Source organism: Streptomyces odontomachicola, from assembly GCF_039605595.1.
Taxonomy (GTDB): domain Bacteria; phylum Actinomycetota; class Actinomycetes; order Streptomycetales; family Streptomycetaceae; genus Streptomyces.
Window position 1 is genome coordinate 259,528 of sequence record NZ_JBCFOK010000001.1, and the last position, 23,390, is coordinate 282,917.

18 protein-coding genes and 1 pseudogene are annotated in these 23,390 nt (G+C 73.1%); 13 read left to right on the forward strand and 6 right to left on the reverse strand.

What is annotated here, in order from left to right:
• The first annotated feature begins 207 nt into the window (after positions 1-207).
• Positions 208-2,385, forward strand: a complete 2,178-nt coding sequence (locus tag ABEE00_RS01305) for a hypothetical protein (protein WP_345743273.1) — start codon at positions 208-210, stop codon at positions 2,383-2,385.
• Between the two features lie 28 nt (positions 2,386-2,413).
• Here ABEE00_RS01305 and ABEE00_RS01310 read toward each other — a convergent pair whose 3' ends face one another.
• Complete coding sequence (locus ABEE00_RS01310; protein WP_345743274.1) at positions 2,414-3,757, reverse strand: ABC transporter substrate-binding protein; 1,344 nt, start codon at positions 3,755-3,757, stop codon at positions 2,414-2,416.
• A gap of 182 nt (positions 3,758-3,939) precedes the next feature.
• Here ABEE00_RS01310 and ABEE00_RS01315 point away from each other — a divergent pair, with 182 nt between their 5' ends.
• Positions 3,940-4,422, forward strand: coding sequence for an SCO4402 family protein (locus ABEE00_RS01315; protein WP_451918471.1), 483 nt, complete (start codon positions 3,940-3,942; stop codon positions 4,420-4,422).
• 106 nt (positions 4,423-4,528) lie between these two features.
• A complete protein-coding gene (purU, locus tag ABEE00_RS01320; protein ID WP_345743276.1) occupies positions 4,529-5,425 on the forward strand; it encodes a formyltetrahydrofolate deformylase in 897 nt (298 codons plus the stop codon).
• A gap of 82 nt (positions 5,426-5,507) precedes the next feature.
• Here the strand turns inward: purU and ABEE00_RS01325 are convergent, their stop codons facing one another.
• Together ABEE00_RS01325 and ABEE00_RS01330 are read right to left on the reverse strand one after the other, a co-directional pair.
• A complete protein-coding gene (locus ABEE00_RS01325) occupies positions 5,508-6,959 on the reverse strand; it encodes a maleylpyruvate isomerase N-terminal domain-containing protein (protein ID WP_451918472.1) in 1,452 nt (483 codons plus the stop codon).
• The gene (locus tag ABEE00_RS01330) at positions 6,956-7,531 is read right to left on the reverse strand and encodes a sigma-70 family RNA polymerase sigma factor (protein WP_345743277.1); all 576 of its coding nucleotides are present in this window, start codon (positions 7,529-7,531) and stop codon (positions 6,956-6,958) included. Before ABEE00_RS01330 ends, ABEE00_RS01325 begins: the two co-directional genes overlap by 4 nt.
• 291 nt (positions 7,532-7,822) lie before the next feature.
• On the opposite strand from ABEE00_RS01330, the gene ABEE00_RS01335 reads away from it, so the two are divergent.
• Positions 7,823-8,197 carry an STAS domain-containing protein gene (locus ABEE00_RS01335; protein WP_345743278.1) on the forward strand — a complete coding sequence of 125 codons (375 nt, stop codon included), beginning with the start codon at positions 7,823-7,825 and terminating at the stop codon, positions 8,195-8,197.
• A 108-nt stretch (positions 8,198-8,305) separates the two neighbouring features.
• Here the strand turns inward: ABEE00_RS01335 and ABEE00_RS01340 are convergent, their stop codons facing one another.
• The gene (locus tag ABEE00_RS01340) at positions 8,306-9,940 is read right to left on the reverse strand and encodes a class I adenylate-forming enzyme family protein (RefSeq protein ID WP_345743279.1); all 1,635 of its coding nucleotides are present in this window, start codon (positions 9,938-9,940) and stop codon (positions 8,306-8,308) included.
• 201 nt (positions 9,941-10,141) lie between these two features.
• On the opposite strand from ABEE00_RS01340, the gene ABEE00_RS01345 reads away from it, so the two are divergent.
• From ABEE00_RS01345 to ABEE00_RS01360, 4 genes and pseudogenes are all read left to right on the forward strand, one after another.
• Positions 10,142-11,332: an amidohydrolase family protein gene (locus tag ABEE00_RS01345; RefSeq protein ID WP_345743280.1), complete on the forward strand. Its 1,191-nt coding sequence runs from the start codon at positions 10,142-10,144 to the stop codon at positions 11,330-11,332.
• Between the two features lie 9 nt (positions 11,333-11,341).
• Positions 11,342-12,544 carry an acyl-CoA dehydrogenase family protein gene (locus ABEE00_RS01350; RefSeq protein ID WP_345743281.1) on the forward strand — a complete coding sequence of 401 codons (1,203 nt, stop codon included), beginning with the start codon at positions 11,342-11,344 and terminating at the stop codon, positions 12,542-12,544.
• Positions 12,545-12,549: 5 nt separating this feature from the next.
• Positions 12,550-13,458, forward strand: coding sequence for an acyl-CoA dehydrogenase family protein (locus ABEE00_RS01355; protein WP_345743531.1), 909 nt, complete (start codon positions 12,550-12,552; stop codon positions 13,456-13,458).
• A 501-nt stretch (positions 13,459-13,959) separates the two neighbouring features.
• Positions 13,960-14,403, forward strand: a pseudogene (locus tag ABEE00_RS01360) (ATP-binding protein); the annotation flags it as partial.
• A gap of 506 nt (positions 14,404-14,909) precedes the next feature.
• On the opposite strand, the gene ABEE00_RS01365 reads toward ABEE00_RS01360, so the two are convergent.
• Positions 14,910-15,836, reverse strand: coding sequence for a cyclase family protein (locus ABEE00_RS01365; RefSeq protein WP_345743282.1), 927 nt, complete (start codon positions 15,834-15,836; stop codon positions 14,910-14,912).
• Positions 15,837-16,004: 168 nt separating this feature from the next.
• Between ABEE00_RS01365 and ABEE00_RS01370 the strand changes: the two genes are divergently transcribed.
• From ABEE00_RS01370 to ABEE00_RS01385, 4 genes are all read left to right on the forward strand, one after another.
• Complete coding sequence (locus ABEE00_RS01370; protein WP_345743283.1) at positions 16,005-16,919, forward strand: SDR family oxidoreductase; 915 nt, start codon at positions 16,005-16,007, stop codon at positions 16,917-16,919.
• A 231-nt stretch (positions 16,920-17,150) separates the two neighbouring features.
• Positions 17,151-18,320: an acyl-CoA dehydrogenase family protein gene (locus ABEE00_RS01375; RefSeq protein ID WP_345743284.1), complete on the forward strand. Its 1,170-nt coding sequence runs from the start codon at positions 17,151-17,153 to the stop codon at positions 18,318-18,320.
• Entirely contained in the window at positions 18,317-19,789 is a 1,473-nt protein-coding gene (locus ABEE00_RS01380; protein WP_345743285.1) for an aldehyde dehydrogenase family protein, read from the forward strand. The genes ABEE00_RS01375 and ABEE00_RS01380 overlap by 4 nt, the downstream gene beginning before the upstream one ends.
• Before the next feature lie 44 nt (positions 19,790-19,833).
• Positions 19,834-20,901 carry a Zn-dependent alcohol dehydrogenase gene (locus tag ABEE00_RS01385; RefSeq protein ID WP_345743286.1) on the forward strand — a complete coding sequence of 356 codons (1,068 nt, stop codon included), beginning with the start codon at positions 19,834-19,836 and terminating at the stop codon, positions 20,899-20,901.
• Between the two features lie 31 nt (positions 20,902-20,932).
• On the opposite strand, the gene ABEE00_RS01390 is transcribed toward ABEE00_RS01385, so the two are convergent.
• Complete coding sequence (locus ABEE00_RS01390) at positions 20,933-21,961, reverse strand: GlxA family transcriptional regulator (RefSeq protein WP_345743287.1); 1,029 nt, start codon at positions 21,959-21,961, stop codon at positions 20,933-20,935.
• A 71-nt stretch (positions 21,962-22,032) separates the two neighbouring features.
• Between ABEE00_RS01390 and ABEE00_RS01395 the strand changes: the two genes are divergently transcribed.
• Positions 22,033-23,325: an MFS transporter gene (locus ABEE00_RS01395; protein WP_345743288.1), complete on the forward strand. Its 1,293-nt coding sequence runs from the start codon at positions 22,033-22,035 to the stop codon at positions 23,323-23,325.
• Positions 23,326-23,390 lie beyond the last annotated feature (65 nt).

The following is a 23,390-nucleotide window of genomic DNA, read 5'->3' on the forward strand; positions in this document are numbered from 1 at the left end:
ACCGGGACCGGCGTCGCGACCGGCTGCATGACCAGCGGGGACGGTCGCGATGCGGGCTTTTGCGTGGGTACGGAGGTGTACGGGGCTCTACGGGGTCTAAATGAGGCCAAGGGGCGGTGTCCCCCCATCGGGGGCGTGGTCGAGCATCCGAGCGACCCGGTAGCGTGACCCGACGATTCCGGAAGCAAGGTTGATCGAGGAGCCCCGGTGACAGCGCAGAACGGACGTGGACAGGGCGACGAGCCCCTCTACGAGGGTGTCGTGCTGCCGGCCAACGGCGACCCGTGGACCCTCGAGGACCAGCGCCGCGCCTCGCAGTCGGCGCCGCAGCACACCCAGCCCCCGGCCGGGCAGCCGTGGGGCGAGCCCTGGGGGCCGGAGGCCGCAGCGGCGCCGCAGCCCGGCGGTTCGGGATCGCCCGTTTCGCCCGGGAGTTGGGGCTCCCCGCCGCCGCAGCAGCAGGAGCAGCAGCAGTACGGGCAGCAGCCTCAGCAGCAGGGCCAGCAGCCCCAGCAGTGGTACGAGGCCGGGTCCGGGAACGCCGGGAACGCGCAGCAGGGCGGTGAGGCCCACGCCCCGCCAGTGACGCCCCCGCCGATGCCGCAGCACGCGCCGCCGATGCCGGAGGCGGCCCCGCAGGCCCACCAGCAGGGGCATCAGGGCGGTTACGGCTATCCGCCTCCGCAGCAGGAGTACGGGCAGCCCCAGCCCCAGCCCCAGCAGCAGGAGTACGGGTATCAGCCGGGCCCCATGCCCCAGCCGGGCCAGGGCCAGGGCCAGGCCCCGCAGCCGGGAGCCCAGCCCCTCCCCGACTACCAGGGGCAGGGCCAGGGCCACGGTCAGCCGCAGCCCCAGCCGCATGAGCAGCAGCCTCAGCCGTACGCAGCGCCGCAGCCGTACGGGCAGCCGCAGCCCCAACAGCAGCCGCAGGCGCAGCCGTACGGACAGCAGCCCCAACGGCAGGCGCAGCCCCAGCCGCAGTCCGATTACGGGCAGTACGGGCAGCAGCAGGGCTGGCCGCAGCCCGGCGGGATGCCCGCGGCGCAGGGGCAGCAGGCCCCGCAGGAGCAGCAGTTCGGGGACGGCGGCTACGCGCAGCCGATGCCCGAGGGGCCGGGCGGGGAGTCCACCCAGGCGCTCCGGATACCGGACGCGCAGCAGGGCCGGCACGCACAGCAGGACCAGCACGCGCCGCAGGAACAACAGGGCCGGCAGGGCGGGCAGTTGCAGCGGCGGATGCCGCAGGGGCCGCACGGCTCGTACGGGCAGCCGATGCCGGAGCAGCAGGGGGCCGACGCGGAGGCTACCCAGTACATGCCGCCGGTGGGCGGGCAGCCGATGCCGGAGCCGGACGCCGAGTCCACGCAGGCGCTCCCCATGCAGCAGGCCGCGCAGGCCGCGGGGGAGTCCGAGGCCACCGCGATGCTGCGTACGCCGCTGCCGCCGGAGAACGGCGGGGCGCAGCAGCAGGGCGCGTACGGCCAGCCCCAGCCCCAGCCCCAGCCCCAAGCGCAGCCGCAACCCCAGCCCCAGCAGCGGGCGCCGCAGCCGCCCGCCGGTTTCGAGAACCTCTTCCGCGCCGAGCCCGCCGCCTCGCCCGGGGCAGCGAACGACCCGGCCAACGACCCCGGTTCGACCCAGAACCTCCCGGTCTTCGAGCAGGCCGCCGGACCCGCCGGTCACCAGCAGGCCGGGCCCCCGCCCTCGTACGGGGCGCCGCACGGCGGACACGGGGCGCACGGCGGTCGCGGCGGTCAGGGCATGAGCCGGTCCCGCATGGTCACCGCCGCGCTGATCGGCGGCGGGATCGCGGCGGTCGCGGTGATCGGCGTGGTGGCCGGCGCGATGTTCAGCTCGGGCGGCGAGGACGGCAAGGACGGCGGTTCGGCGCCGGCTGCCAAGAGCGAGCCGAAGAAGGCCGACCCGGCGGAGAAGCAGTCCAAGCAGCTCGACGCGCTGCTGAACGACAGCAACAACAGCCGTACGGCCGTGATCCGTTCGGTCAACAACATCAAGTCGTGCAAGGCGCTCGGGAGCGCGGCGAAGGACCTGCGCTCGGCGGCCAAGCAGCGGAACGGCCTGGTCACGCGGCTGAACGGGCTGGAGACCGACCAGGTCCCGGGCATCGCGGCGCTCAAACCCTCGCTGACCCGCGCCTGGAAGTCCTCGGCCGCGGCCGACGACCACTACGCGGCGTGGGCCGACGCGGTGGCCAAGAAGGGCAAGAAGGGCTGCCACAAGGGCAAGGCGAAGCCGACGAAGCACGCGGCCGCGGGGAACGCGGCGAGCGGGCAGGCGACGGCGGCGAAGAAGGAGGCCGCCGGGGCGTGGAACCCGACGGCCGAGAAGTACGGCCTCAAGAAGCGCGAGTTCGGCCAGCTGTAGCCCCGCGGGCGCGAGGCGCCCGCGCGCCTCAGTCGCCCTGATTCTCCAGGGTGCGCTGCACGTTCTCGAACTCGTCTCGTACCGCCACCAGTTGGCCGTTGCGTACGCGCTGGTAGGTGACCATCGTGTTCACGATGCGCGGGAAGTCGTGCGCCGCGAGCATGTCGCGGTAGCTCCAGCTCAGCTTCGGGGTGAGGCCGCCGGTGCCCACCGGCTTCCCGGTGTCCAGCGCGTTGCGCACCGACTTGGCGGTGATCTCCTGCCCGTCCATGCGGTCCAGCACCTGCCGCAGCACGGTGTAGGCGATCCAGGTCGTCTGGACGCCGGGGTCGGCCGTGTCGATGCGGTTGTCGCCGAAGGCGTGCTCCCGCACGACCTTCTTCATCGGGTCCCAGCGGTGGTCGCCGGCGACCGGGTACCAGCCGGTCGCGTACGCGCCCTCCAGCGGACTGTCGGCGCCGCCGGTCCTGTTGACCAGCGACTGCCGGATGCTGCCCAGCACGGAGGCGATGCGCACCCGCGGGTTGTCCTCCTGGAGCCGCCGGAAGGAGTCGAAGAAGGTGTCGGTGCGCCCGCCCAGCACGGCCGTCACGCAAGAACCCGTCGCCTCGCCGCCGTACTTGGAGTACCCGTACCGCGAGGCGTCGGCCCCCGAGGCGCGCAGCGCCTCCTCCGCGTGCTTGCCGTAGTTGGTCGCGCCCTCGGGCGCCCTGATGTCCGTGGCGGGGCCCGCGCCGCGCGCCGCGAGACCGGCGTTGAGCAGCTCGGGCATCTGGTCGCCCGCGATGGTGTCGGGCCGCACGAGCGCGGTCTTCTTGCAGTTCCCCGCGGCGAGCTGGTGCCCGTTGCCGGTGATGAGGGCGGGGACGCCGCCGTTCACCGGGTACGAGAGCGGGCTGGTGAACTCCTCCTCGGCCACGCCGTATCCGCCGATGTACGGGATGCCGTGCGCCTCCAGCGCGGACATGAAGGAGCGGCCGTGCTGGCTGTAGGAGCCGACCACGGCGACCGCCCCGGCCTTCGCGGCGCGGGTGGCGCAGCGCGCCGCGGCCACCGTGTCGTTGTGGTCGTTGCAGGTGAGGACGCGCAGCGGGTGGCCGTCGATACCGCCCTTGGAGTTGATCCAGCGCGCGTAGGCCTGGGCCATGGCGGGCATGCCGGGCATGTTCGTCGCGTTGGTGCCCTCCGGCGCCCAGGTCATCACGGTGACCGGGTCGTCGCTGGCGGCGGCCGTGCCGGGGAGCAGCCCGCAGCCGCCCAGCAGGGAGGCGAGGGAGGCGCAGGCGGCCGTCGCGGCCAGGACCGCTGTGCCGCGGCGGCGGAGTCGTATCGGGCGGCGGGGACGGGGACTGGACGGGCGCCGGGCGGTCATGGGCACGTACCATTCCGGTCCGCCCATAACGCCGGAGTGCGGCCGGTGCAACGCGTGGTGACGCGGGGGTGAACTCGGGGGAACGCCGTAGAACGCGGGCGGGGTGGGGGCTCGTGCCGGCGGGCCCGCCGGGGAACGTATGGTCGAGCACCATGCAGCAAGCTTCTGTCCAGCAAGGTTCCATGAACTCTTCCCGGCGTGGCCGCCGTTCCAGCACCATGGGCGGCATGCCTGTCAACGACATGCCCTGGTGGCGCTGGCGCTGCAACGTACGTTCGGCGCTGCACATGCTCTCCGACATGACCTTCCAGCAGGACTGCTGGGCCGCCGGCCTGCAGGGCTACGGCGACGTGACGGACGCGGTGTACCGCCTGGTCGAGGACACCTGGCTGGACAACTGGCCGGCGGAGAAGTACGTCGGCACGGTCTTCAGGGACGCCCAGGAGGCCGCGCTGGTGGACACCGCGGTGCTGCGGGTGCTGCGGATCATGCACCAGGTCGGCGCGGACGCCCCTGTCGCCTCGTACCTGGAGCACCAGGGCTGGCCCGACGCGGTGCGCGCGGCCCGGGACGCGCACGTGCGGCTCGCGGCGAACGACGGCGACGACCCGGACGAGCCCCCGCGCTCGCTCGACGTCCTGGCGATGGTGCTGCGCTCGGTCTGAGCCGTGCCGCGCTCGGTCCGAGCCGTGCCGCGCTCGGCCTGAGCAGGGACATCCGGGACGGAACACCTGGCGGGGGTGCCGGCCGGGATGTGCCAACCTTGTCCCCATGAGTCAGTCGCAGTCCGGTGTCCGTACGGGTACCCATACGGACATTCCCGATCAGTTCGTCCTCACCCTGTCCTGCCCCGACAAGCAGGGCATCGTGCACGCCGTCTCCAGCTTCCTGTTCATGACGGGATGCAACATCGAGGACAGCCAGCAGTTCGGGGACCACGACACCGGCCTGTTCTTCATGCGGGTCCACTTCTCGGCCGCCGAGGCCGACTCCCTGGAGAAGCTGCGCGCCAGCTTCGCCGCGGTCGGCGACTCCTTCCAGATGGACTGGCAGATCCACCGCGCCGGCGAGCGCATGCGGATCGTGCTGATGGTGAGCCGCTTCGGGCACTGCCTCAACGACCTGCTCTTCCGCTCCCGGATCGGCGCCCTGCCCGTCGAGATCGCCGCCGTGGTCTCCAACCACACCGACTTCGCCGAGCTGGTCTCCTCGTACGACGTGCCCTTCCACCACATCCCGGTGACGAAGGACACCAAGGCGGACGCGGAGGCCCGGCTGCTGCGGATCGTCGAGGAGGAGCGCGTCGAGCTGGTCGTGCTCGCCCGCTACATGCAGGTGCTCTCCGACACCCTGTGCAAGGAGCTGTCCGGGCGGATCATCAACATCCACCACTCCTTCCTGCCGAGCTTCAAGGGCGCCAAGCCCTACCACCAGGCGCACGCCCGCGGCGTGAAGCTCATCGGCGCCACCGCCCACTACGTGACCGCGGACCTGGACGAGGGCCCGATCATCGAGCAGGAGGTGGAGCGGGTCGGCCACGAGGTCACGCCCGAGCAGCTCGTCGCGGTCGGCCGCGACGTGGAGTGCCAGGCGCTGGCCCGCGCCGTGAAGTGGCACAGCGAGCACCGCGTGCTGCTCAACGGCCACCGCACCGTCGTCTTCGCCTGAGCGCCTGAGGCACGAGTGCCTGAACGTCGCAGCGCCCCGCCCGTACGCGAACCGGGCGGGGCGCTCGTGTGCCGGCGGCCCGCTACAGCCGGGACAGCGAGGCCGCCGCGAACAGCACGTCGCGGATGGCCTCCCGGTCGCCGTCCTGCCCGGCCGCCGCGTCCTGCGGCGCCACATGGCCCGCCGCGAGCTGGCAGAACTCCGCTCCGTCCAGCGCCACATGGGCCACCGGATCCTGCGGCGAGGGAGCGGCTGCGGGGGAGTCCAGCGGGATGTACCAGTGCCCGCCGCCGCTGCCCTCGACCTCCAGGTGGAGCGTGCGGCCGGGAGCCCCCGCGGCACCGAGCCTGCGGGGCGGCGGCGAGAGCCCCGCGCGCCTGCGCCCCGCGATGGTGCCGGGGAGCTGCCGCGCGGCGAGGTCGACCATGAGGTTCAGATGGTCGCCGGAGGGCAGCTCGTACGGGTAGTCCACGGCCTCGGCGATGTCGCCCGCGTGCACCCAGCACTCGAAGGCGCGGTCCAGGAAGGCGTCCCTGAGCGGCAGCGTGAAGTCCCCGTAGGACACGTCGAACCCGGCCGAGGGCCGCCCGGCGAAGGACACCGTGCGCACCATGCTGTGCCCCTGTTCCCGCCACGCCTCGCGCACGGCCGAGGGGTCGCGGTCGGCTGCGGGGGAGCGCCAGTACGCCTCGGTGCGGGACGTGGGGAAGGTGCCCGGGCCCTGCGGCTGCACGGCCGCGCCGCCCAGCGGGTCGTCCAGGCCGAGCACGGTGGCGACCAGGCCGTCCACCGCCAGGAGGTGGCCGAGCACCCCGGCGACCGTGGTGTCCCGCCGCGCCTCCTCGTCCTCCTCGAACCAGCGCAGCCGCACCGGCGCCTGCCACTCCGCGTCGGCCATGTCCCGCAGCAGCGCGTCCAGGCGCGCCGTCTCCGCGTCGTACGGGGAGGCCCACTCCGGTATCGGTATGCGCGCGGGCCGGCGGTCCAGACAGCGCTCCAGGACCCGGGCCCGCAGCATCGGGTCGAGGTCGAGGCTGTCCTCGGGATGCAGCAGGCCGACCGCGTCGCGCAGCCGCAGCGCCTCGTCGGCGCACCCGGCGCAGTCCGTCAGGTGCGCCTCGATCGCGCTGGTCTCCTCGGCCGAGCAGGCGGCCAACGCCCAGGCGCCGAGCAGCGACTTCAGGACGTTGTGGTCGTATACGGGCAAACCGGTGTGGCCCTGGCTTTCTCGCTCGTAGCGGTCGTCCCGCCGCCCGTGCTGCTCGGGCACGGCGGGCCCGTCCTCCGCGTGCGGCGGAGGCGGCTGGTCCGGCTGCCCCGCGTGCTCCGGCCGCCCGGTCTGCTCCGGGTGCCCGGCCTGCGGGCGCTGCGGCGGTATCCGGGAGGGGCGGCCGGCCCCTTCGCCGTGCGCGGTCTCACCGTGCGCGGTCTCGTCGTGCGCGGTGCGGCGGCCGCAGCCGGGCGCGGCGCCGGCGGCGTCCGGGTCGTCCCTGTCCTCGGGCCCGGGCGGCCCCTGCCCGTGCCCCCGGGTCACGCCCGCCGCCCCAGGCCGCGCGGCTGGGCCGGGATCGGCCGGGTCATGGCCGAGGAGAGAAGCTGGAGCCCGAGCCGGAGTCTGCGCCGCGCCTCGTCCTCGGTGACGCCGAGGTGCCGCGCGGTCTGCCGGTAGTCCCTGCGCTGGAAGTACGCCAGCTCCAGCGCGGCGCGCAGGGAGGCGGGCATCGAGGTCACGATGTAGTCGGCGCGCGCCGCGGTGGAGGCCGCCCGCACCTTCTCCTCGATCTGCTCGTACCGCTCGGCCGACTGCGGGCCCTCCTCGCGGTGCTGCTGCCGCAGCCGCCCGGCGGCCTGCCGCTGCGTGATGCCCGCGATCCAGGAGCGCAGCGGGCCCTCCTTGGGGTCGTACGTCTCCGGGTTCTCCCAGATGTACGCGAACACGTCGCGGGTCGTGCGGTCTGCCGCCTCCTCGTCGTCCAGCACCCGGTGCGCGAGGCTGTGCACCAGGGAGGCGAAGCGGTCGTAGAGCTCGCCCAGCGCCGCGGCCTCACCGCGCGCGAGACGCTGCTGCATCTTCCGGTCCCAGCGCGGTGGTGTGTCATTCGCCATAACGGCTCCCCAGCCCGTACGTACCGCCCATGTCACGTGCGCCAACACCACGAATGTAGTGCGGCGGGCGGACAACGCACGCCCCCTTGCGGCAATGTGCGCCGTGGAGAGATCGCTTATGGTACCGATCACGTCACATTCCGCTGGCTTTCGCCGCCGGACGCAACCACGGGGGCACCAGGCGGGGTCTGACACGAAGGGGACCGGTTTCGAGCGCGTCCCCTCGGGCAGCCGAGGCGCATGCGAGCCACAGCACACGGGAGCAGGGCAACCGAAGGGGAATCGAGAACAGTGTCGTTGAAGGTGTTGGAGGAGGAGAGGGGGGACTGGGCCGTCCTCCGGGTCTCCGGCGAACTGGACCTGGTGACCTCCCCCGCGGTGCGCCAGCATGTGCACGACGCGGTGGCCGAGGGGCGCCGCAGTCTGGTGCTCGACCTCTCCGAGGTGCTGTTCTGCGACTCAAGCGGCGTGGGTGTCCTGATCGCGTCGCGCCGGCTGATGCGGTCTTGTGCGGGCAGCCTCCGGCTGATCCTCCCCGCGCAGGGCGCCGTGGACGGCTCCCATGTGAACCGCGTGCTGGCCGCGCTCGGTGTGCGCAGGCTCTTCGACTGCTACCCCGACCTGGCGGCCGCCACCGGCACCACGGCGGGACCGCTCTCCGCCTGAGCGCTCTCTGCCTGAGCGCTCTCGGCCTGAGAGTTCTCCGCCTGAGAGTTCTCCGCCTGAGCGTTCTCGGCCCGACCGGTCACTCCCGACCGGCCGCAGGGGCCCGGGTCACACGCCCGCCGAGCGCCCCGCCTCCGTACCGCTCGAGACGTCCGTACCGCCCGAGACGTCCGTGCCGCCCGAGAAGCGTTCGCGCAGGCGGTACTTGAGCACCTTCCGCAGCGCCTCGTTGCGCGGCAGTGCCTCCACCACCTCCACACGCTCCGGCAGCTTGTGCACCGAGAGCCCCGCGGCGCGCAGATACTCCGCGACCGTGCCGAGGCCCAGCGGTTCCGCGCCCTCGGGCTGTTCCACCACCGCGCACACCAGCTCGCCGCGCTCCTTGTCCGGCAGCCCTATGACCGCCGCGTCGGCCACCGCCGGGTGCTCGTAGAGCAGTTGCTCTATCTCCTTCGCCGAGATGTTCTCGCCCTTGCGGATGATGATGTCCTTCATCCGCCCGGTGAGCGTCAGATGCCCCTCGGGGCCCAGCACGCCGAGGTCCCCGGTGATCAGGAAGCCGTCGCCGTCGAACGCCCCGTCCGTCTGCCCCGCGTCCAGATACCCCTTGCACACCGCCTCGCCGCGCAGCCGCACCTCGCCCTCGGTGCCCGCGGGCAGCGCCCTGCCCGCAGCGTCGGTGATGCGGATCTCCATCGCGGCGGGCGGCCGCCCCTCGGTCGCGGCGAGCCGCTCCGGGGTGTCGTCGGGCGAGCCCATGGTGATCATCGGCGCCTCGGTCATGCCGTAGCCGTGGGTGAGCTGGCAGCCCAGTTCGGCGACGACCTCGTGGTACAGCTCGGGCGGCTTGGGCGCGCCGCCGCCGGCCAGCAGCCGCAGCGAGGGGATCAGGCGCTCTCCTGCGGGGAGTTTCCGCTGCTCGGCGAGGAAGAGCGAGTAGAAGGCGGTCGAGCCGCCCGCCGTGGTCACGCCGTTCCGCCGGTACGCGTCCAGCGCGTCGGGCAGCGCGAACTTCTCGAAGAGCACCGCCGGGAATCCGTACAGCAGCAGCATCACGAGATAGTCGGGACCGCCGATGTGCGCGTAAGGGAAGGCCACCGAGCCCACGTCCTCCGGCGTCATGTGCAGCGCGTGCGCCAGGCACGAGCCCCCCGCGATCAGGCTGCGGTCGGTGTGCAGCACGCCGCGCGGGTCGGAGGTGGTGCCCGAGGTCCAGTAGATCCAGCGCACCGCCGTACCGTCGTCGGGCGCGGGCGGGAGCACCCCGGGGTCGCCGTCCGGCAGCACGTCGTAAGCGGTCAACTGCCGTACGGGATAAGGGAGTTCAGCGCACACCCGGTCAGCGAGCGCCCCGTGGTCGTACCCCCTCCACTCGCCGGGGTGCGCGAACCAGCGCGCGCCCGTCCCGCGCAGTGCGAGTCCCACCTCGCGGTCCCGGTAGAAGGGGATGACCGGCGTCTGTACGGCGCCGAGGCGGGCCAGTGCCAGGGAGAGGGTCACCGTCTCGATGCGGGTGGGGAGCTGCCAGGCCACCGTGTCGCCGGGGCGCAGGCCCATCTCGTAGAGCCCGGCGGCGGTGCGCTCGGCGCGCTCCCGCAGCTCCCCGAAGGTGATCCGCCGGTCCTGCGATGCGCTGTCCCCTGCCTGGATCAGCACCACCGCGTCCGGGGTCAGTTCGGCCCGGCGCGCGAGCAGGTCCCACAGGGTGCGCGAGGTGCCGAGGTCGTACGCGGTACCGGTCATGCCGCCTCCCAAGCCGAACTGACGCTGACACCCCGAACTGACGAACCGTCAGCTTTCCGCGAAGCGTAGGGCTCCACGCCTTGTCGGTCCAGAGGCGGCGGGGCTAGCCTCTTTCTGACGGGTCATCAGATAAAGGGTCATCAGATACCGGCCGCAGTGCACACCGTGGGCCGTGGCACACACCGTGAGGGGACCGCTGCCGTGACGGAACTACCGCGCATCATCAGCGTCGACGACCATGTGATCGAGCCGGCGCACCTCTTCGAGAGGTGGCTGCCCTCGAAGTACAAGGACCGCGGACCGCAGCCGCTCACCACCGGGATCGGTGAGCTGGAGTACGTGGGCGGCAAGTACCGCATCAGCATGGACCCGGACGGGCCGCAGGCCGACTGGTGGGTCTACGAGGACCTGAAGTTCCCGTACAAGCGCAACATCGCCGCCGTCGGCTTCGACCGCGACGACATGACGCTGGAGGGCATCACCCGCGCGGAGATGCGGCGGGGCTGCTGGGACCCGGCCGAGCGGCTGCGGGACATGGACCTCAACCACGTCGAGGCCAGCCTCTGCTTCCCGACCTTCCCGCGCTTCTGCGGGCAGACCTTCGCCGAGGCCCACGACAAGGAGGTCGCGCTCGCCTGCGTACGGGCCTACAACGACTGGATGGTCGAGGAGTGGTGCGGCGACAGCGGCGGGCGGCTGATCCCGCTGTGCATCATCCCGCTGTGGGACATCGACCTGGCGGTCGCCGAGGTGCGCAGGAACGCGGAACGGGGCGTGCGCGCGGTGACGTTCAGCGAGATCCCCACCCACCTGGGGCTGCCGAGCATCCACTCCGGCTACTGGGACCCGTTCTTCGCGGTCTGCGAGGAGACCGGGACGGTCGTCAACATGCACATCGGCTCGTCCTCGCAGATGCCCGCCGCCTCGCCGGACGCGCCGCCCGCCGTGCAGGCGTCGCTGTCCTTCAACAACGCGATGGCGTCGATGATGGACTTCCTCTTCAGCGGCGTCCTGGTGAAGTTCCCCGCGCTCAAACTCGCCTACTCCGAAGGGCAGATGGGCTGGGTCCCGTACGCGCTGGAGCGGGCCGACGACGTGTGGGAGGAGCACCGGGCCTGGGGCGGGGTGCGCGATCTGGTCCCCGAGCCGCCGTCCACGTACTACTACCGGCAGATCTTCTGCTGCTTCTTCCGCGACAAGCACGGCATCGCCTCGCTCGACGCGGTCGGCCGCGACAACGCGACCTTCGAGACCGACTACCCGCACGTCGACTCGACCTTCCCGCACACCAAGGAGGTCGCCGAGGACCACATGAAGGGCCTCGACGACGAGACCGTGCACAAGCTGCTGCGCGGCAACGCCATCCGCATGCTCGGCCTGGACCTGGTCTGAGGGGCTCCGGTGGACCTGGGATGGACGGAGGAAGAGGAGGGCTTCCGGCGGGAGCTGCGCGGCTGGCTGGAGAAGGTGCTGCCGACGCTCCCGCCGAGGCCCGACCCCCGGGACTGGCCGGCCCGCCGCGCGTACGACATGGGCTGGCAGCGGATGCTGTACGACGCCGGGTACGCAGGGCTGCACTGGCCGGCCGACGCGGGAGGCCGGGGCGCCACACCGACCCAGCACCTGATCTACCTGGAGGAGACCGAGCGGGCCGGAGCTCCCTACGTCGGCGCCGGCTTCGTCGGACTGCTGCACGCCGGGCCGACCATCGCCGCCGAGGGCACCCCTGAGCAGCGCGCACGCTGGCTGCCGCCGGTGCTGCGCGGTGACGAGGTCTGGTGCCAGGGCTTCAGCGAGCCGGGCGCGGGCTCCGACCTGGCCGCGCTGCGTACGAGGGCCGAGCGGGACGGCGACGACTACGTGGTCACCGGATCCAAGATCTGGACCTCGCACGCCGAGGTGGCCGACTGGTGTGAACTCCTCGTCCGCACCGACCCCGAGGCGCCCAAGCACAAGGGCATCACGTGGCTCGCGATGCCGATGGACGCGCCGGGCATCACGGTGCGGCCGCTGCGCACGCTCGCCGGGACCGCCGAGTTCGCCGAGGTGTTCCTCGACGAGGTGCGGGTCCCGGCGGCCAACCGCGTCGGCGCCGAGAACGACGGCTGGCGGGTCACCATGGTCACCCTCTCCTTCGAGCGCGGCACCGCGTTCGTCGGCGAGGTGGTGGCCTGCCGCCGGGTGCTGGGCGAGCTCGCCGGGCACGCGCGGAGGAACGGCACCTGGGACGACCCGGTGCTGCGGCGCAGGCTGGGGCGGCTGCACGCGGAGTTCACCGCGCTGTGGCGGCTCACCCAGTGGAACGTCAGCGAGGCGCAGCACTCCGGGGGTGTCCCCGGGGTGGGCGGCTCGGTCTTCAAGCTGCGCTACTCGCACGCACGGCAGGAGCTGTACGAGGCGGCGGCCGAGGTCCTGGGCCCGGCCGGCGCGCTCGACCGCGACGAGGAGTGGACGGCCGACCGGCTCAGCTCGCTCTCGTACACGATCGCCGCGGGCACCTCGCAGATCCAGCGCAACATCGTCGCCGAGCGGGTGCTGGGGATGCCGAAATCACCGATTCCGTCTGTTTCTTCCGGTTCTTCCCTGAGCGCGAAGGGGCGGTGAGCGGCGTGGACTTCCGGCTCACGGATGATCAGCGTGCCCTGCGCGGCGGCATGCGCGAACTGCTGGAGGGGCGCTTCGGGAGGGACGGGCTGCGGGCCGCCGTCGACCGGGCCGAGCGCGGCGAACCCGTGCTGGACCGCGCGCTGTGGCGGGAGCTCGGCGAGGCCGGGTTCTTCGCGCTGCGGCTGCCCGAGGAGCGCGGCGGCGCGGGCCTCGGGCTCCCCGAGGCGGTCCTGCTCTTCGAGGAGGCGGGCCGCGCGCTGCTCCCCGGGCCGCTGGTGACCACCCACCTCGCCGCGGGCGCGGTGGAGGGGGCGGCCGAGGGCGAGACCGTGGTCACGGCGCCGGGCGGGGGAGTGGTGGAGTGGCTCGCGGAGTCCGACGCGGTGCTGGGCGATCTCGGCCCCGGCGGCGCCCCGGGGGCCCGCGCCGTGCGCTCGGTCGATCCGCTGACCCCGCTGCACGCGCTGCCGCAGGGGACGGCGGCCGGGCCCGGAGTGCGGTACGACGCGAGGGCCGCGGCCCTGCTCACGGCGGCCGAGCAACTGGGCGGCGCGGAACGCGCGCTGGAGCTGGCGGTCGCGTACGCGGGCGAACGCGAGCAGTTCGGGCAGCCGGTCGGCGCCTTCCAGGCGGTCAAGCACCTGTGCGCGGAGATGCTGGTGCGCACCGAGACCGCCAGGAGCGCCGTGTACGCGGCGGCCGTGCTGGACGCCCCCGAGGAGACGGCCGCCGCCACCCTGCTCGCCGACGAGGCCGCGGTGCGCAACGCCCGCGACTGCCTCCAGGTGCACGGCGGCATGGGCTTCACATGGGAGGCGGACGTGCACCTGTATCTGGAGCGCGCCTGGGTGCGCTCGGCGCGCGGCCGCCCGGCCGGAGAGTTGGAGGAGCAGCTCGCCGCGGTGCTCTGAGGGGGCGAGCACTCTGAGGGGTCGAGCGCTCTGAGGGGGCGAGCGCCTTGAGGGGGCGGCCGGCCGGAGGGAGCGGTCGCCCCGTCGTCCCGAGAGGTCGGGGCGGGTGGGACGCGGGGGACGCGAGAGGGCGAGGGACGGGGGCGCCGGGGCCCGCACGTCATTACCCTGCGTTGATATCGGGTTGTGTCCTCGATGTGACTTTCCCCGGCGGGGGGCGTCACCTTGCTCGGGTACCCTCCGTGGGGTGCGAGTGGTTCAAGGACGCAACAACAACGGCGCGAGTGCCTGATGCAGCGCCGTTCGAGCGCCTGTGGGCGCCGTCGCACAGTATGCAGCACGACCACTCCTTCGCGCCGGAATATGCCTGAAGCGCTTGTTGCCGTGACTATGCGTCAACCATGCTGTGTTCCGCCGGAGTCACGGAACGTGATGTCACCGGCGCACAGGAACGTGTCCCAGGCGACTCGGACGAATCCGCCGGATCGGGTGGTGTGAGCGGTGCAGGAGCTTCGGATGCAGTTGGAGATCGGGACCGACCCGCTGGAGGTGGGCCGGGCCCGCAGGTGGGCGCGCTCGCGCCTGGCCGGTGCGGGAGTCGGCGCCGAAGGGCAGCTTGCCGAGACGCTGGTCCTGCTCATCTCCGAACTGGTCACCAACGCGGTGGTGCACACCGGCTGTCCGGCCGTGCTGCGGATGCTGGTCCCCGCGCGGCAGGCCCGGGGCGCGGTGCGGGTCGAGGTCGCCGACGCCAGTGCGATGCCGCCGCGGCAGCGCCAGGCGGAGGGCGACGACACCAACGGGCGCGGCCTCGAGCTGGTCTCGGGCCTCGCCGACCGGTGGGGCTGGCAGCGCGTGCAGGGCGGCAAGCTCATCTGGTGCGAGCTCGACCACGTGGAGCCCGGCGCGGGCGAGGGCGACGACGCGGGGGCCTCCACCGGAGCGGAGATCGGCGCCGCCGGAGAGGGCGCCGTGCACGGGGTCGGCGCCGGGCTGGGCGCGGGCTTCGGCTCCGGGTTCGGCGCGGGGCTCGGTTCCGCGCTCGGCTCGGGGGTCGGTCTGGGCGCCGATTCGGGTGTCGAAAACGCCGTGGAATCGCGGCAGATGACCGCATACGCGCCCCCGTACGCGACGACAATTCGGGCATAACTCCCATAGTCCAGACCTGGTGTTGACGAGTCGTGGCAGGGTGATCACCCTTGGGTGGAGCGATTCGTCGCGAGGGGACGTCGAGGACTGTGTGGCGCTGGGGTGCGCCGGACTCCCTCGGCGAGTGCGGGTCGCGGTCCGGCGCCAGCCTCCGTTGAGAGGCAGGGCCTGAGTGCCGGAGCCGGGTGGCGGTCCGCTGTGCCGTGCTCGGGGTGCGCATCAGCGCACCGCCACCCGATGATCCCCTCCCGGGCTCCGGTCCGTGGTTCTCGCGACCCGCGCGGCCCTGGTGGCCCCGGTGGTCAGAGCACCGCGACCGGGGCGACGGGTGCGCCGGTGCCGCCGGTGAAGGGCTCCGGCGGGGCGCTGAGCAGGAAGGCGTAGCGGCGCTCGGCTGCGCAGGCGGCGGAGAGTTCCTCCAGGTTCCAGTTCTGGCCCTGCGGCATGCCCATCTCCACGAGGTGCAGCGCGTGCACGCCCAGCCAGGCGCCCTCCACCTCGGGCGGGAAGATCTCGAAGACCAGGGTGTCGTTCGCGACGGCCGCCGCGTCGCGCGCGTGGAACCACTCCGGCGTACGCAGCGAGAGCCCCGGCGAAGGGTAGGCGTACGCGTCCTTCTCCCCCGACAGCAGCAGCGCGATGTGCCCGGTGCGCACCAGCACGATGTCGCCCCCGCCGACCCGTACCCCCGCGAACTCCTCGGCGGCCTCCAGGTCTTCGGGGGTCACGGCGTGATCGCCCGGCAGCCGCTCGACGCCCCGGGCGCGTGCCACGTCGAGGAGGACGCCGCGGGAGAGCAGCGGGCCCGACTTCTCCACGCCGCTGAAGGCGGCGCCGCCGTGCGCGGTGATGCTGTCGGCCGGGCGGCCGTTGTAGAGCCGGCCCGAGTGCGAGACGTGGCCGAGCCCGTCCCAGTGCGTCGCCGTCTGAAGGCTCATGGTCACCGCGTCGTCGCTGGTGGCGACGGTGTCGGGGCCGAAGATCTCCTGGTTCAGCGCGGTCATGGTGTGCAGCGGGTTGATCCGCCCGGGGATCGCGCCGGTCTGTACGCCGTTGTGCTGGAGCGGCAGCGCGAGGGAGATCCGGCGTCCGCTGCGTACGGACTGCGCCGCGGCCCGCACCGTCTCCTCGGTGATCAGGTTGAGGGTGCCCAGCTCGTCCTCGGCGCCCCACCGCCCCCAGTTGTTGACCCGCTTCGCGATGTCGTGGAACTCGGCCGGCAGTGGCATGGCTCCTCCAGAGGCTGTGGCCCGCCCGGCGCCCGTCCGCCGGGCGCCCGTCGGCCCGGCGCCTTCGTACGGACGCCGTTCGGGCTGGTCCGTGTACGGGTCTTGTGTTCCGAACCCGCGTGCCCAAAAATCTAACGGTCCGTCAGAAACCGCGGGAAGGGGCGGGACGTGGGGAACTTCTTGGCCGGCAAGGCGATCGCCGTCACCGGTGCCGGGCGCGGCATCGGCCGCGCCGTGGCGCTGGCCTGTGCGGCGGAGGGCGCCAAGGTCGTCGTCGCCGACTACGGCGTGTCCACGGCGGGCGGCGACCCGCAGAGCGAGGTCGCCGACGCGGTGGTGAAGGAGATCGTCGCGGCGGGCGGCGAGGCCGTCGCCGTCGCGGACGACGTGTCCACGATGGAGGGCGGGCAGCGGGTGGTGGACACCGCGCTCGCCGAGTTCGGCCGCATCGACGGTGCGGTGTGCGTGGCGGGCATCCTGCGCGAGCGGATGCTCTTCAACATGTCCGAGGAGGAGTGGGACCCGGTGGTCGCCACCCACCTCAAGGGCACCTTCACCGTGTTCCGCGCGGCGAGCGCCGTGATGCGCAAGCAGGGCTCGGGCACGCTCATCGGCTTCACCAGCGGCAACCACCAGGGCTCGGTCGCGCAGGCCAACTACGCGTCGGCGAAGGGCGGAGTGATCTCGCTGGTACGGAGCGCGGCCCTGGGCCTCAACAAGTACGGGGTGACCGCCAACGCCGTCGCGCCGGTGGCCCGCACGCGGATGTCGGCGAACGTGCCGATGGAGCTCGCGGAGATCGGCGAGCCGGAGGACGTGGCGCCGCTCGTGGTGTACCTGCTGAGCGAGCGCGCCCGGGAGGCCGACATCACGGGCCAGGTCTACACGGTGGCCGGCCCCAAGATCGCCGTCTGGGCCCAGCCGCGGGAGCTGCGGGCCGGGTACGCGGAGGGCTCGGGCTGGACCCCGGACCGGATCGCCGACTTTTTGCCGGGGACGGTCGGCACCGACCCGATGCCGATGCTGCAGCGCTTGCGCGAGATGGAGGAGGCCGCCTCGCGGGGCGACAGGCCGAACGCTTAGCGCTTGCGCGTGTGGGCGCGCGGTGTGGTGCTTTGCGCTGTGACCGTCCCCCCGTACGAGCTGTGGGCAGTCGTTCCGCAGGGGCGAGGGGGGTACCTCCCTGCTCGGAGCGAAGCCGGAGAGCTTGGGGGAGGGTGGGCACAGCGGGCCGCAGCCCCCAGCGGCAGCGCCCCCGCACCCAACGGGGCCCGGAGCGCAGCCCCGGTACCGCTTCAACCTACGGAGGGATTCGTGGACTTCAGCTTCGGGGCGGAGGATGACGCCTTCCGGGCGGAGGCGCGGGAGTGGCTCCGCGCGCACGTCGCCGCGCGCGAGAACAGCGACCGCGCGTGGGAGCGCACGCTGGGCGCGGCCGGCTGGATCGGCATGGGCTGGCCCCGCGCCCACGGCGGCTACGGCAACCGCGAAGCCACCCTCACCCAACAGGTCGTCTGGGCCGAGGAGTACGCCCGCTCCGGCGCCCCACCCCGCTCGGGCCACATAGGCGAGAACCTCTTCGCCCCGACCCTCATCGCCCACGGCACAAAGGAGCAGCGCGAACGCTTCCTGCCCCCCGTCGCACGCGGCGAGGAGTTCTGGTGCCAGGGCTACAGCGAGCCCGGCGCCGGCTCCGACCTCGCCGGGCTGCGTACGACCGCCACCCGCAAGGGCCCGGCGGACAGCGGCGTCTACCGCATCACGGGCCAGAAGATCTGGACCTCCCTCGCGCGCGAGGCCGACTGGTGCTTCGCCCTCGTACGGACCGAGGAGGGGTCGAAGCGGCACCGCGGCCTGTCCTTCCTGCTGGTGCCCATGGACCAGCCGGGCCGCGTCGAGGTGCGGCCGATCCGGCAGATGAACGGGCGCGCCGAGTTCAACGAGGTCTTCTTCGACGGCGCCGAGGCGAGCGCCGCCCACCGGGTGGGCGAGGAGGGCGACGGGTGGCGCGTCGCCATGGGCCTGCTCGCGCTGGAGCGCGGCGTGTCCACCCTGGTGCAGCAGATCGGCTTCGCGGCGGAGTTGGACGAGGTCGTACGGACGGCGCTGGCGAACGGGGCGGCCGAGCGCGACCCGGTGCTGCGCGAGCAACTGGTGCGCGCCTGGGCCGAGTTGCGCACCATGCGCTGGAATGCGCTGCGCACCCTCGGCGGCGCGAACGACGACCCCGGCGCCCCCAGCGTCGCCAAGCTGCTGTGGGCCGGATGGCATCAGCGGCTCGGTGAGCTGGCCATGCGCGTGCGGGGTGCGGAGGCCGCCGGCGGACCGCAGGACTGGTCGCCTGAGCAGCCCTACGAACTGGACGCCATGCAGCGCCAGTTCCTCTTCAGCCGGGCCGACACCATCTACGGCGGCTCGGACGAGATCCAGCGCAACATCATCGCCCAGCGCGTACTGGGCCTGCCCAAGGAGCCGAGCCGATGAGCCCGCGGACGAACCACCGGCACTGGATCAACGGACAGTGGCATGCCGCGGACGGCGGCCACTACCCCGTGATCGACCCCGCCTCCGAGGAGGAGCTGGGCCGCGCCCCCGAGGCCACCGCCGAGGACGTCGACGCCGCCGTACGGGCCGCGCGCGCCGCCCAGGAGGAGTGGGCCGCGGCCGAACCGCGCGAGCGCGCCGCCGTACTGGAACGCGTCGCCGACCTCATCGACGCGCACGCCGCCGACCTGCTGCCGCTGCTCCAGGCGGAGACCGGCGCCACCAGCCGGGTCGCCTCGGGCATGCAGTTGCCCACGGCTGCCGAGCGCTTCCGCCGTTACGCGCGCGGCGCGCTGGAGCCCGTGACCGTGCCGCTCCCGCCGCAGCCCGTACGGGAGAGCGCGCTCGCACCCGGCGGACTGATCGGCGCCGCCGCCGTGCGCCGTCCCGCCGGAGTGGTCGCGTGCATCACCTCGTACAACTTCCCCGTCGTGAATCTGGCGGGGAAGGTCGCGCCCGCGCTGGCCATGGGGAACGCCGTGGTCTGCAAGCCGGCGCCTCAAGACCCCCTGAGCTGCCTGGAGTTGGGCCCGATTCTGAAGGAAGCCGGTCTTCCCGACGGGCTCTTCAACGTGGTCACCGGCTCGGGCGCGGCGGCGGGTGAGGCCCTCGTCGGGCATCCGGGGATCGACATGGTCAGCTTCACGGGCTCCACCTCCGTGGGCAAGAAGATCGCCGAGTCCGCGGGGCGCGGCATGAAGCGCACCCTCATGGAGCTGGGCGGTAAGGGCGCCGCCGTGATCCTGGACGGCGCGGACGAGCGGACGGTCGCGTCGGCGGTGAAGGCCGCAGCCTCGACCTGGACCTTCCACAGCGGGCAGATCTGCACGGCACCCACCCGCGTCCTGGTGCCGAGAGCGCTGCACGACGGTGTCGTCGACGCCCTTGAACAGTACGCGGCGGCACTGACAGTCGGGGATCCGCGCGAGCCCGGGACGGTCGTCGGGCCGCTGATCTCCGCCGCGCAGCGCGAGCGCGTGGAGGCGCACGTGGCCGGTGCGCGCGACGCGGGCGCCCGGGTCGTGGCCGGCGGGCGGCGCCCCGACGTCAAGCCGGGCTTCTACGTGGCTCCGACCCTGCTCACGGGCGTGGAGCCGGGCATGGCCGTAGCCCAGGAGGAGATCTTCGGCCCCGTGGTGGCGGTGCTCCCGTACGAGGGCGAGGACGAGGCGGCGCGGATCGCCAACGGCACCCCGTACGGGCTCTACGACTACGTCTTCGGCGCCGACGCGGGCCGTGCCTGGGCCTTCGCGGGGCGGCTGCGCAGCGGGAACGTCGGCATCAACACCGTGCAGCGGAACCCGGAGACCCCGTTCGGCGGCTTCAAGGAGTCCGGGATCGGGCGGGACGGCGGCTCCTTCGGCCTGCACGCGTACAGCGAACTCCAGTCAGTGGTCTGGCAGTCCTGACCGAGGTACCTCCAATTCACCCCTGTGGTAAGGGAGTTGGTCCCATGCGTGGCGTCGTGTTCGACGGGAAGCAGGTGCGGGTCGCCGGAGAGCTGGAGGTGCGCGGCCCGGGCCCCGGCGAGGTGCTGGTCGGCATCCGCGCCGCCGGCCTGTGCCACAGCGATCTCTCGGTGACCGACGGGACCATCCCGTACCCGGTGCCCGTGGTGCTGGGACACGAGGGCGCGGGCGTGGTCGAGGCGGTCGGCGAGGGCGTCACGCATGTCGCGCCCGGCGACGCGGTGGCCCTGTCCACTCTCGCCAACTGCGGGACCTGCAAGGAGTGCGACCGGGGCAGGCCCACCATGTGCCGGGCGGCGATCGGGCGCCCGGGGCAGCCGTTCACGCTGGACGGCGAGTCCGTGTACAACTTCGCGTCCAACTCGGCCTTTTCCGAGCGCACCGTGGTCAGCGCCGTGCAGGCGGTGCCGCTCCCCGAAGGGGTGCCGTTCACTTCGGCCGCGCTCATCGGGTGCGGCGTGCTGACCGGCGTGGGCGCGGTGCTCAACCGTGCCAAGGTCGCGCAGGGCGAGACCGTCGTGGTGATCGGCGCGGGCGGTATCGGCCTCAACGTGCTCCAGGGCGCGCGCATCGCCGGCGCCTCGGTGATCGTCGCGGTGGACGCCAACCCCGCGAAGGAGGAGGCGGCACGCCGGTTCGGCGCCACCCACTTCGTGGACGCCTCCGCCGTCGAGGACACGGAGGAGGCCGTACGCGAGATCCTGCCGGACGGCGCGCAGCACGCCTTCGAGTGCGTGGGCAGCACCCGGCTGATCCGGCAGGCCATCGACCTGCTGGACCGGCACGGCCAGGCGGTGCTCCTCGGGGTGCCGCCGGCCGACGCCGAGGCGTCCTTCAAGGTCTCCTCGATGTACCTGGACAAGTCGATACTCGGCTGCCGCTACGGCTCGTCCCGCCCGCAGCACGACATCGCCCTCTACGCGGACCTGTACCGCAGCGGACGCCTGCTCCTGGACGAGCTGGTCACCGGCACCTATCCGATCGAGGACTTCGCGAAGGCGACGGCCGACGCGGAGGCGGGCCGCCTGGCGCGCGGCGTCCTCACCTTCTGACGCGCGCACCTCCCGGAGGCCCCGGTGCCGCTCAGGCAGCCTCCGTACTCTCCGCCTCCGCCCTGAACGTGCGGCGGTACGCGCGCGGCGACACCCCCAGCGCCGACTGGAAGTGCGCCCGCAGCGAGGCGGCCGAGCCGAAGCCGGCCTCGGCCGCGATCCGCTCCACCGGCAGGCCGCTGTGCTCCAGCAACTGCCGGGCCCGCTCGATGCGCTGCCGGGTCAGCCACTGCTGCGGGCTCACTCCGGCCTCCTCGCGGAACCGGCGCGTGAAGGTGCGCACGCTCATGGCCTCGCGCCCGGCCAGTTCGCGCAGCGTCAGCGGCCGGTGCAACTGCTCCAGCGCCCAGGCGCGCGCCCGCGCGGTCGAGCTGATGCCGGGCTCCGGCACCGGGCGCTCCACGAACTGGGCCTGCCCGCCGTCCCGGTGCGGCGGTACGACGGTGCGCCGGGCCACCGAGTTGGCCACGGCGGCGCCGAAGTCGGTGCGTACGAGGTGCAGGCACAGGTCCACGCCGGAGGCCACGCCCGCCGAGGTGAAGATGTCGCCCTCGTCGGTGTAGAGCACATCGGGGTCCACCCGCACCGCCGGGAACATCTCCTGGAAGCGCTCGCACGAGGACCAGTGCGTGGTGGCCCGCTTGCCGTCGAGCAGTCCCGCCGCGGCCAGCACGTAGGCGCCCGTACAGATGGAGGCGATCCGCGCGCCGGGCCTGATCCGGGCCATGGCCTGCGACAACGCGGGGTCGAGGCTGCCCTTCTGCCAGGCCTCGTCGATCTCGTGGGAGGCCGGGACCACGACGGTGTCGGCCTCCTCCAGCGCCTCGGGCCCGTGCTCGACGTTGACCGTGAAGTCGGCGTCCGTACGCACCGGGCCCGGGCCCTCCGGCGTACAGGTCACCACCTCGTACAGCGGCGTGCCGTCGTCACGCTTCGAGCGGCCGAACAGGCGGTGCGGGATGCCGAGTTCGATCGGCAGCATGCCGTGCCTGACCAGGACGGCTACGCGGTGGCGGCCGGGGTGGCGGAAGGCGGGTACGGGCCCGGAGCTCGCGGTCATGGCCCGATCCTCGCACAGGATGGCCGTCGGGCCACTCGTTGTACGGGGCAGCGCACCGCAGTCTGAGGCGCGTGACCACGACACCCTCAACTCACCCGGCGCACCAGCACAGTTCGCCCGTCCACCGGTCTCGGCGGGTGCATCGCGCCTGGTGGGTGGCCGCCGTCTCGTTCGTCGCGCTCGTCGGCGCCGCGGGGTTCCGCGCGACGCCGAGCGTGTTCATCGACCCGCTGCACGCCGAGTTCGGCTGGTCGCACAGCACGATCTCCGGCGCCGTGTCGGTGAACGTGCTGCTCTACGGCCTCACTTCGCCCTTCGCCGCCGCGCTCATGGACCGGTACGGGATACGCCGCGTCGTGGCCGGGGCGCTGCTGCTGATCTCCGCGGGCAGCGGGCTCACCGTCTTCATGGACGCGACCTGGCAACTGGTCCTGTGCTGGGGCTTCCTGGTCGGGCTCGGCACGGGGTCGATGGCGCTGGCCTTCGCCTCGACCGTCACCAACCGCTGGTTCGTGCAGCGCCGCGGGCTGGTCTCCGGCATCCTCACGGCGGGCGGCGCCGCAGGTCAGCTGGTGTTCCTGCCGCTGGTCGCGCTGCTGGTCGACGGCCCGGGATGGCGCGCCGCCTCGCTCGCCGTCGCGGGCTGCGCGCTGCTGGTGGTGCCGCTGGTGCTGTTCGTGCTGCGGGACCGGCCGGAGGACCTGGGGCTGCTGCCGTACGGGGCCGGGTCCGACTACCGCACACCGGACCGGCCAGGACCCGGCGCGGCCCGGCGTGCCGTGCGCTCCCTGCTCGACGCGGCCCGCACCCGCGCGTTCTGGCTGCTCGCGGGCACCTTCGCGGTGTGCGGGGCGTCCACGAACGGGCTGGTCGGCGTGCATTTCGTGCCCGCGGCGCACGATCACGGGATGCCGGTGACGGCGGCCGCCTCGCTGCTCGCGGTGATCGGGATCTTCGACCTGGCGGGGACGGTCGCCTCGGGGTGGCTGACCGACCGCTTCGACGCGCGCCGTCTGCTCGCCGTCTACTACGCGCTGCGCGGGCTCTCGCTCCTCGCGCTCCCGATGCTGTTCGGGGACACGGTGCATCCGCCGATGCTGTTCTTCGTGATCTTCTACGGGCTCGACTGGGTGGCGACGGTGCCGCCCACGATCGCGCTGTGCCGCGAACACTTCGGCGAGGCCGGCGCGATCGTCTTCGGCTGGGTGCTGGCTTCGCACCAGATCGGGGCGGCGATCGTGTCGTACGGGGCCGGGCTGGTCCGCGACGCGACGGGGACGTATGACGCGGCGTGGTTCGCGTCCGGGGCGCTGTGCGCCGGGGCGGCGCTGATGGCGCTGGTCATTCGGGCTAGGCGGGGGTAGCGGCGAGCAACCCGCAGCGTTCCGCGACCCACACTTCGGTAGCGACCACTGGCGCGGCGGAGCAA